8 protein-coding genes and 1 riboswitch are annotated in these 9,830 nt (G+C 49.3%); of the genes, 5 read left to right on the forward strand and 3 right to left on the reverse strand.

Annotated features, from left to right (window positions below; genetic code table 11):
• Nucleotides 1–52: 52 nt before the first annotated feature.
• Entirely contained in the window at nucleotides 53–253 is a 201-nt protein-coding gene (locus B2633_RS16550) for a cold-shock protein (protein ID WP_481043032.1), read from the reverse strand.
• Nucleotides 254–558: 305 nt separating this feature from the next.
• Here B2633_RS16550 and B2633_RS16555 point away from each other — a divergent pair, with 305 nt between their 5' ends.
• The 4 genes from B2633_RS16555 (at nucleotide 559) to cobT (ending at nucleotide 6,928) form a co-directional block, all read left to right on the forward strand.
• Nucleotides 559–1,665 carry an efflux RND transporter periplasmic adaptor subunit gene (locus tag B2633_RS16555; RefSeq protein ID WP_483171789.1) on the forward strand — a complete coding sequence of 369 codons (1,107 nt, stop codon included), beginning with the start codon at nucleotides 559–561 and terminating at the stop codon, nucleotides 1,663–1,665.
• Nucleotides 1,666–1,668: 3 nt separating this feature from the next.
• Entirely contained in the window at nucleotides 1,669–4,785 is a 3,117-nt protein-coding gene (locus B2633_RS16560) for an efflux RND transporter permease subunit (RefSeq protein WP_483171790.1), read from the forward strand.
• A 63-nt stretch (nucleotides 4,786–4,848) separates the two neighbouring features.
• Nucleotides 4,849–5,547 carry a DUF2284 domain-containing protein gene (locus B2633_RS16565; RefSeq protein ID WP_483171791.1) on the forward strand — a complete coding sequence of 233 codons (699 nt, stop codon included), beginning with the start codon at nucleotides 4,849–4,851 and terminating at the stop codon, nucleotides 5,545–5,547.
• 58 nt (nucleotides 5,548–5,605) lie between these two features.
• A riboswitch (cobalamin riboswitch) is annotated at nucleotides 5,606–5,793 on the forward strand.
• Between the two features lie 79 nt (nucleotides 5,794–5,872).
• A complete protein-coding gene (gene cobT / locus B2633_RS16570) occupies nucleotides 5,873–6,928 on the forward strand; it encodes a nicotinate-nucleotide--dimethylbenzimidazole phosphoribosyltransferase (protein ID WP_483171792.1) in 1,056 nt (351 codons plus the stop codon).
• A gap of 275 nt (nucleotides 6,929–7,203) precedes the next feature.
• On the opposite strand, the gene B2633_RS16575 is transcribed toward cobT, so the two are convergent.
• Together B2633_RS16575 and B2633_RS16580 are read right to left on the reverse strand one after the other, a co-directional pair.
• On the reverse strand, nucleotides 7,204–8,133 hold the full coding sequence (locus B2633_RS16575) for an SDR family NAD(P)-dependent oxidoreductase (RefSeq protein WP_481041363.1): 930 nt from the start codon (nucleotides 8,131–8,133) through the stop codon (nucleotides 7,204–7,206).
• A 306-nt stretch (nucleotides 8,134–8,439) separates the two neighbouring features.
• A complete protein-coding gene (locus B2633_RS16580) occupies nucleotides 8,440–8,865 on the reverse strand; it encodes a Na-translocating system protein MpsC family protein (protein WP_481041361.1) in 426 nt (141 codons plus the stop codon).
• 450 nt (nucleotides 8,866–9,315) lie between these two features.
• Here B2633_RS16580 and B2633_RS16585 point away from each other — a divergent pair, with 450 nt between their 5' ends.
• Nucleotides 9,316–9,549: a hypothetical protein gene (locus tag B2633_RS16585; protein ID WP_483171793.1), complete on the forward strand. Its 234-nt coding sequence runs from the start codon at nucleotides 9,316–9,318 to the stop codon at nucleotides 9,547–9,549.
• Nucleotides 9,550–9,830: the final 281 nt, after the last annotated feature.

A 9,830-nucleotide genomic window follows, 5' to 3' on the forward strand; every position in this document is an offset into this window, starting at 1 on the left:
AAGAACCGTCCCCGCTTGTGTCCGTCAAAAACCTCCTACTGTCCCCGAGGGCTTAGGAGATGATATGCACGTTGGCAGCCTGCTGGCCTTTGGGACCTGTAGTAACGTCAAATTCTACGGTTTGCCCTTCGCTCAGAGAGCGGAAACCGCTGCTCTGAATAGCGGACTGATGAACAAAAACATCCTGTCCTGACTCAGATTCGATAAATCCGAAGCCTTTGCTGTCACTAAACCATTTTACTTTACCGATCAACTGTAAAATCCCTCCAAAAGTCGATTCAGGGAAATATATTCCCCCAAATCATAAATTTCTGCCGTCCACCCTTTGCTTTGACTTCATTCTGTCAGAGTGAACATAAAGAAATCATGCCCTAATAACATCAATATCATACCGCTATTCCCATCAACCGGCCCAAAGTGCCGCCAATCTAAATTAGTTAAGCAATTAAGCCCGGCATTATACCAGGATATAACAGCAGAATCCAACTAAATAGGAGGTTGTCTTTATTGAGGTTATGATGGAATATAAGAGAAGAAAAAGCCATGGAGGAGAAAATAATGCCGTTATCTAAATGGAAATGGTGGCTGATCGTTCTGGCAGTCGTACTAGTCCTGGGAGCCGCTATGATCAATAAAATACAGGGCCGATCGAACCTGGAAAGCGTCAATGCCGGGGCGCAGTCGGTAAGGACGGCTCAAGCGGAAATGGTGATCCGGCAAAATAACCTCAATGTGAGCGGCACCATTGACGCAGTGGAAAAAATCCTGATCTCGGCGCGGGTAGCCGGCATAGTTGAAAGCTTGAATGTCGACAACGGTGCCAGTATTAGATCCGGACAGACCTTGATTCAGATAGATGATCGAGCTTATGCCAACCTGGTAGAGGTCAATCAAGCCTCTTTCGTTCAGGCTCAGACCCAATTAGAAAGCACCCGCTCCGCATATGAGAGACTGAAACAACTGCATCAGGCGGGAGCGGCCTCGGATAAGGATTTCGAAGATATACAGGCCGCCTTGACGGCTGCCGAAGCAGATGTTTCCAAGGCCCAGGCTGCATTGAACAACTCCCGGGATGATTTGAAAAATACCCGGGTGTCCTCACCCATCGATGGTTTGGCAGCCAACCGCAGCGTGAACCGCGGGCAAATGGTATCACCAGGCACAGCCTTAATGGAAGTGCAGAATCTAGCCGAAGTTTATGTGATCATTTCCATAAGCCAGTCTGATTTGGGACAGATCAAAACTGGAATGGAAGCGGATGTCACTGTCGATGCATATCCCGGTCAGACCTTTAAAGGTGTTTTAACTTCAGTAAATCCCGCCGCAGACCCTCAAGCCAGGATATTTCAGTGTAAAATCAAGGTCCCCAACCCGGACGGCATATTGCGTTCCGGCATGTTTGCCAGCGCAGTAATCCATACCGGGGAAGCGACCAGCATTTTATGTGTTCCCGAGGCGGCTTTGACATCCAAACAGGAGCAGTTCTACGTTTTTGTTCCCCAGGATAATACGGCCAAATTGGTTGCGGTTGAAATCGGCGCGATCTTTGATGGCCGGGTGGAAATCAAGCAAGGCCTGGCCGAAGGGCAAACCGTTATTACCAGCAACGTCAACCAGCTCAAAGAAAACGACCCCATCCAAATCGTCCCGGAGCAGGGGGTATAGGCCATGTTCTTAACCAATCTAAGCCTGAAACGTCCGGTTCTAGCAACGGTAAGCATTCTGGCCCTGGTGGCCCTGGGGCTGTTCAGTTATTTGCAGCTGGCTATCAATGATTGGCCGGAGGTGGATTTTCCCTTTGTGGCGGTCACCATTGTCCAGCCCGGGGCCTCTCCGGAACAGATGGAAGCGAATGTGGCTGTTAAAGTGGAGGAGGCCATAGGTCAGATCGCCGGGGTCAAGCACATTTATGCCGAGACCCGTGAGAATGTCGCCATGGTGTGGGCGGAATTCACGGTGGAAACCAACAGCCAAATTGCTGCCCAGGATGTGCGTGACAAGCTGGCCTCCATCCGCAATCAGCTGCCGCAGGATATCAACGAACCGGTTATTTCCCGCTATGATCCCACCCAGGCCCCGATTATGACCCTGGCGGTCACCGGTGATGGTTCGTTGCTGGAACGCAGCCAGCTGGTCGAAAATATCATCAAGCCGCGTCTGGAGACCACCTCCGGGGTGGGGATGGTGGAGGTCTCCGGTGATGAACAGAGGGAAATCCATATTGATATGGATATCGACAAGCTCTCCGCCTACGCCATCAGCCCCGCTGAAGTTGCGGCAGCTTTGCAGCAGGAAAACATGGATGTGCCGGCTGGCAACCTTAACAGCGAGGATCGGACAGTATCGGTGCGGACTGCAGGGGAAATAAGCAGTCTCAAGGAATTCTCCGACCTCCCCGTAGCCCACCGGGGGGGCATATTGATAAAGCTCACAGACATCGCAACTGTTAAGGATTCTGTCAAAACACCGGAAAGCCGGGCCTTTTATCAGGGACAGCCGGTAATCGGACTAAATATCGTTAAACAGTCCGGTATTAATACGGTACAGCTCGCTGATGACATACGAGCCGCCATCAATAGGCTGAATCAGGATTTGCCCGCCGGGGTCGAAATCAATGTAGTGCGGGACAATTCCGTGCGGGTTCGGGCCGCGGTAAATAGTGTTTTGATTACCCTTTTTGAGGGCAGCATTCTGGCGGTTTTGACTGTCTTCCTATTTCTGCGCAACTGGCGCAGCACCCTGATTGGCGCCCTGGCCATTCCTACTTCCATCATCACCACCTTCCTGATGATATGGTTTATGGGCTTCAGCCTGAACACCATGTCCCTCATGGCCCTGTCACTGTCGGTAGGTCTGCTTATAGATGATGCCATCGTGGTGATAGAAAACATTGTCCGGCACATGCACCTGGGCAAAACCCCCTTAGAGGCCGCCCGGGAGGCCACCGCTGAAATCGGCCTGGCGGTTATGGCCACCACCTTTACGGTGATTGCGGTGTTCCTGCCCGTAGGTATGATGACCGGCATGGTAGGGCAGTTTTTTAAGCAATTTGGTCTGACGGTAATATTCAGTGTGTTTGTCTCCCTGTTGGTGTCCTTCACCCTGGTTCCATTGCTGGGCTCCAGGTACCTCAAGGAGGGTGAGGACCAGTATCGGGGAGTAATCGGAAAGATCCTGACCGCATTCGATCAGGGATTTGAATGGTTCAAATCGCAATATCTGCTGCTGCTGGACGCAGCCTTGGCGCATCGCCTCAAAACCCTGGCAGTAGCGGGAGTGTTATTCGTCGGCAGCCTGTTCGTGATACCGTTCATGGGCTCCAGTTTTGTACCCAACAGTGATTTCGGGGAGTTCAGCGTATTGTTGGATTTGGATGCCGGGATCACCCTGGATTCCGCCGCCCAGGTAGCAGCAGCTGCGGATCAGATTATAAGCCGTCATCCCCAGGTTTTAAGCACCTATGTTTCCACTTCAGCCGAGAACGCCCGCATCTTTGTGCAGTTGACCGACAAGAGCCAGCGTAAGGCGAGTATGGAAGACATCGCGGCGGAAATGCGGCAGCAATTGCAGACCCAGCCTGGTTTTAGTGCCAGCATGCTTTTCAACACTGCCATTGCTGAAACATACGCCTGGGAGTATCGTATCCAGGGAGATGATATAGAGCTAATGGCTGAATATGCGGCAAAGGCCCAGGGCATCCTGGAAAGCATCCCCGGGGTAGTTGACGTTTCCAACAGCTACCGGGAAGGCAGCCCGGAGACCAGATTGGAGGTAGACCGGCAGCGAGCCGCGGATTTGGGCATCAGCACCGGGTATATCGGCGATACCCTCTACACCCTGTTCACCGGGAGGGTGGTGTCACAGTATAAAGAGGGCGGGGAAGCGATTGATGTGCGTTTGCAGCTCAACGAATCACAGCGCCGCAGCCTTTCCGATTTAAGCCGGGTGTACTTGCCGACCTCAAACGGTAATATTGCCCTGAGTCAGGTTACCAAGCAGGTTTTCTCCACCTCCCCGCGTTCTATCGACCGCTTTGACCGCTCCCGTGAAATTGCCTTGATCGGCAATCTGCGGGGCATTTCTTTGGGAGATTTTAATAAGCAGTTTGCCCAGCGCATGGAGGAGGAACTCAAGCTGCCAGACGGTTATCGGGTATATGCCGGAGGTGATGCCGAAAGCATGGCAGACACATTCGATTCGCTGGGCTTAGCCCTGGTGATAGGTATTCTGTTCATATTCTTCATATTGGCGGCACAATTTGAAAGCTATATAGATCCCTTTTCCATCATGTTTTCCCTGCCTCTGGCCATTGTCGGAGCTATTCTGGGCTTGTTCCTGATGGGCAGCGATTTGAGTCTGGTTTCCATGATCGGCGTAATCTTGCTGATGGGCCTGGTAACCAAGAATGCCATACTGTTGATCGACTTTACCAAGCAAGCCCGGGCCAGGGGAGTGGAACGCAATCAAGCCTTGCGGGAGGCTGCCGCCACCCGCCTGCGCCCTATTTTAATGACAACTACCGCTATGATACTGGGAATGGTGCCAGTGGCCATGTCCCTGGGAGCAGGAGCCGAATGGCGGGCCCCGATGGCCCATGCCACTATCGGAGGCCTGATCACCTCCACCTTGTTGACTCTGGTGGTGGTGCCGGTGATCTATACCCTTTTCGACGACTTGACTCATTGGCGTAAAAAGCCTGTGCCTGAGGACATTGAAGCGAGCCCAACTGCCGCACCGGACGGTTTGCATGCCACTAGCCCAGAACGGGACGGTTATTCGCCATAAACAGTTATATAACTGACGGTTGTCAAATATATTGAAAAATACCGCCATGCAGGAGGTTGAACTATGTGGATCATATACACTGATAAGCAGGGAGACAACTATCCCCTTGAAATCGGCTTTAAATTGATCGACTCTTCCGAAATCTGCCATGATTATGACCGGATTACCGGCTACTGCCGGGAGGGATGCCCGGATTATGCCTCCGGGGGCTGTCCGCCTTACGCCCCGGCCTTGGCGGAGGTAGCGGTAAAATACCCTTACGGTATTTTGATCTATGCCAAGTTTCTTTCCCGCTTTAAGCCGGCCGGGATGGCGGCTGAAGATTTCAGCCTGCAGGACCTGGTTCTGTCAGATATGCTGAATCAACTGGGCTATGCGGTTATAGGCCAGCATCCGGATAGCTTGTTTTTCTTGAACTGCGGTCACTGCCAGGGATGTGGCACGGAAACCTGCAGTTTCAAACTGGGTGAGGAGAGCTGCCGCAAGCCTGAACGGCGCGCTTATTCCATCGCCGCTACCGGAGTGGATGTGACCCAGACCCTGAAGGATGTTTTTGATATCACCCTGCAATGGATCAAGGAAGGCAATCAGACCGAATACATCATCAAGGTCATGGGGCTGCTCAGCCCGGACCCCGAGTTGCCGCAGGCCATTGAACAGCGGATGGAGCCGGTATTGAACAGTCTGGAATGCATAAAATACCAGGTTGGCAGCTCTGAAGCGGGGCTGATTTTGGAAGAGAGATATTCAGTTACTCTATAGATCGGATTATTTTTGTGCTTGTCAGTATTTCATGTGCAAGTATATAATTAAAAAAATTGAATTACCTTATGTTTCGGGTGCCCCTTTAGGGGATAATAGGGAATCAGGTGCAAGACCTGAACGGACCCGCCACTGTAACCGGGGAGTTCCAAGCCGTATAGCCACTGGGAAACTGGGAAGGCTGGCTTGTATCTAAGGAGCGTTTGATCCGGGAGTCAGGAAACCTGCCTGTAAAACATCTGGTTGAGAATGAAGGTAAAGTTCTCAGGCCTTAATGGCTTGGGGACTTTTTAATTTTGGCTAATACTAAAGGAGGTTTTATCAAATGGAACGACTGGAAGCAACCTTGCAGAGTATTGGAGAACCGAACCTTGAAGCGGCGCAAGCAGCGCAGAAGCGCCTGGACAATCTCACCAAACCCCTGGGCGCCCTGGGGATTATGGAGCAGATCGTAGTGCGCCTGGCCGCCATCCAGGGTAAAACTATCCCCGAACTGGGGGCTAAAGTGGTTATGGTCATGGCCGGCGACCATGGGGTGGTGGCCGAAGGAGTCAGCGCCTATCCCCAGGAGGTCACCCCGCAAATGGTACTGAACTTCCTTAATAACGGGGCCGCCATTAATGTTTTTTCCAACTATACCGGCTCCAAAGTGGTGGTCACAGATGTGGGAGTGATGGGTCCGGCCATTGAGCATCCCCGGCTCAATGTTCGCAAAATCCGGGAGGGAACCCGCAACATGGCCCGGGAAGCAGCCATGACCGAAGCTGAAGCAGTGGCTGCTATTGAAGTGGGAATAGAACTGGTTCAGGCCGAGATCGATGCCGGGGCGGCCCTGGTGGCCACCGGGGAGATGGGAATCGGAAACACCACTCCCAGCAGCGCCATTCTGGCTGTATTTAGCGGGGTTGATCTGGATATAATCACCGGCCGCGGCACCGGACTTGATGACAGCGGCCGCCACAAGAAAATCGCGGTAATCAAACAGGCCCTGGAGCTAAACCAGCCCGATCCCGGCCAGCCGCTGGATGTGCTGAAGAAAGTAGGGGGACTGGAAATCGCCGCCTTGACCGGTGTCATTATAGGCGCTGCAGCCCGGCGCGTACCGGTGGTAGTGGATGGCTTCATTTCCAGCGCGGCTGCTCTCATGGCATGCAAGATGAATCAACGTTGTCAGGATTTTCTGTTTGCGTCCCATCTTTCCCAGGAGCCCGGGCACCGCATTATGCTGGAATATATGGGCCTGCAACCTATCCTGCACCTGGATCTGCGGCTGGGCGAAGGCACCGGAGCGGTTTTAACCTTCCCGATCTTTGAAGCGGCCGTAAAAGTTATGAAAGAGATGGCCACCTTCGGAGAAGCCGGCGTTTCCAACAAAGAATGACACAGATACACGGACAAGACCTAATGGAAGGGCCAGCCACTACCTTCCAATAGCGATACGTAGGCTGATCCATGTACACTTATAGCCCCGGGGTATGGAACATATGTTCAGTCCAGAGGAAGCCAATGGCGGCGCTAACACTTAACCGGGTCAGTATATTTAAAAAAGGCTGTTCTTGGAACAGCCTCTTTCTACCAAACAAACTTATGCCGAATGATCGGCTGTCTTCACGGGTTACCCCACACTGGCTAAAAGCCGCCCTGATCCGTTTATTTTTAGCCCGCCGTATAACCTCCGTCAATTACTAATTTTTGACCTGTCACAAAGGATGCTTCATCGGACATTAGAAATACTGCAGGCTTGGCAATTTCAGCAGGAACTCCCATGCGACCGCCATATTTACCGCGAGGTACGATTTCTTTATCTTTTACCGGGTCATTACATAATGGATGTAATGCTGCTAATTGCGCAAAGTCAAATGCTTCTGTCGCCAATGAATCTTGGGCTGCCAAATCATTTTTATCGGCAGCTACAGCTGCTTGGAATAATGGGGTCATAATATAACCTGGATTTACAGTATTTACACGTATACCGTAATCCGCCAATTGCAGGGCCAATGCTTTTGATAAACCAACTACGCCATGTTTACCCATTGTATATTGAATTAAATTGAAGCGTTCAATAAAAACTTCACCGGTTTCACAATTTACAACTTTAGGACGACCGGCAACCCCGTGAATACTTGAAACCATCACGATTGAACCTTTTATTCCATGTTTGATCATTAAACGAGAACCATATAAGGCTGTATAGAATACCCCATCTTCATTAATGCTTTGAATAAATTTGCGGGATTTTAAAACTTCTTCCGGGTCTTTATCGAAATCTTCCGCAGTTACCACACCGGCATTAGCCATTATTGCATTTACAACGCCATAAACCTTTTCTGTAATTTCAAATAATTTTTCAACATCTTTAGGTTGAGATACGTCAGTGTGAACAAAAGTTGCGCGTCCTTCACCGTATTGATCGTTTAATTCCTTAACAAAAGCTTCACCTAATTTGTCATTAATGTCGGACACAACTACCCCTCTTGCCCCTTCAGCCAATGCTTCACGAACTGTTGCTGATCCGATAGAGTCAAAACCAGGAATTGCTGAAACTGAACCTGTCACTACTACCACTTTGCCATCCAATTTACCCATTATAAATTCCACCTTTCTAAAATCTTCTCTCTCAGGTATTTTTACTTATGATAGAGGGTATTTCCTAATGGAGGGAGGCTATGATCACCGTGAAATACCCTGATAAGGGCAAAGCGCCATACCCAACTATCATCGCCCTGAATCATCGTTTGCACATCACCTCTTTCTTTTCGTTTATGCTTGAAAACAAAGGGCCAATATCCTTACTGTCATCTAATAAGACTTTTCATAAGAATACTGGTCTGTCTTGAAGCCGCCCATAAAGGTTTCTTCGCGATCCACCAAGATATGTAATTGTAATTTTCGCTATTCGGTCAATACCCGGTCAAAAACCACCACATGAATCCAGAAATCACGTTCCGGCTCAACATCATAGGTCTGGTGAATAGCCTTGGCCTGCAGTTTTTCCTCAAAATATGGCACATTATCGATGGCATGCTGCCATGCCACCTGCATGCGCGCTGCTCTGACCACATCTTGCCCCGCCGAGGTTTCCACAATATATATCTCCGGGTCGGTAAGAAATCTTTCCCCCCGAATGATGAGCATGTCTTCCCAGACCACCACCTTGGTGTAATCAACCCCCTTGCCTAACTTTTTTTTAAAATACTGCTCCATGTAAACCTTGAGCTCGTGCTGCATATGCCTGCGCTGGCGGTCATCCATTTTTTTGCGGGCATCAAGACGGACTATGTTTTTTTCTGGCTCGCCATATTCTTTTTCAAATGACACGGTATCCACTCCCCTTAATTTATCTAAAGAAAGCAAAAAACCAATATTCTGACGGCCAAGTTTAAAAACCCAAAGTTTAAAACCCTATCGTCAAAATATTGGTTTTCTGCAGAGCCACCATACTGGTTTCTCTGTAATCAACCACTATTAAGTTTTAATGCCTGCTCGTAATTTTATTCCCCAAACAAATTACATTCCGAATTAATCCTAATAGATATCGGTTTCCTACGGAGCCTCCTTAAGGGTTCTCTATAGTCAACCATTATAATTTTACACGTTAATAATAGAACACTACTGGCTATATTGCAAGCTTTTTTAGAGCAATCAAGGGGACGGTTCCGTTGATCGGATTGGAGCAATCAAGGGGACGGTTCCGTTGATCGGATTGGAACATAAAGGTATTCCGGGGGATAGTCAACAAATCTGAAAAGTATTCATGGAGTAGCTGCCGTGCCTATTATGGTTATTCCTGAGTACCCGCCTGATTTGACACATGTATATTTGGTGTTGGACATATTTGCATGCCCAAAGGAACAAGCAATAGAAAAAATGCGAATGTTTGAGGCTGAAAACAGTGAAGATGGTTGCTTGGAAGATACTAAGAACACAAAATTCCATGATGATAAAGCTTTCAATTTGATAATAGAGCAATTGCAAGGATGTTCTATTCCTTCTTTACAATAAATACCGCAAATGGAACGGAGAGAAATAATAAAGCGGCTCAAAAGTATTGAAGGTATGAGCATCAGTCAAATCATTCGCATAACCGGACTGACTTATTATGAAGTATATAAGGCTTGAAAACAGAGTTGACCCAATCAAGAGAACCGACAGACCGTGTGAGAAGTTTGGATGAGATTCAAAACAACGTGATAGGTTTCCTGGTCACTGAGTATTACTAGTGATATTTTGATGAAAAACAGGCTGATGCGGTCTATGCCGTGGCCAGCCTGCTCATTATCTCC

The sequence above is a fragment of the Syntrophomonas sp. UBA1041 genome (assembly GCF_002316705.1).
Lineage (GTDB): Bacteria > Bacillota > Syntrophomonadia > Syntrophomonadales > Syntrophomonadaceae > DTU019.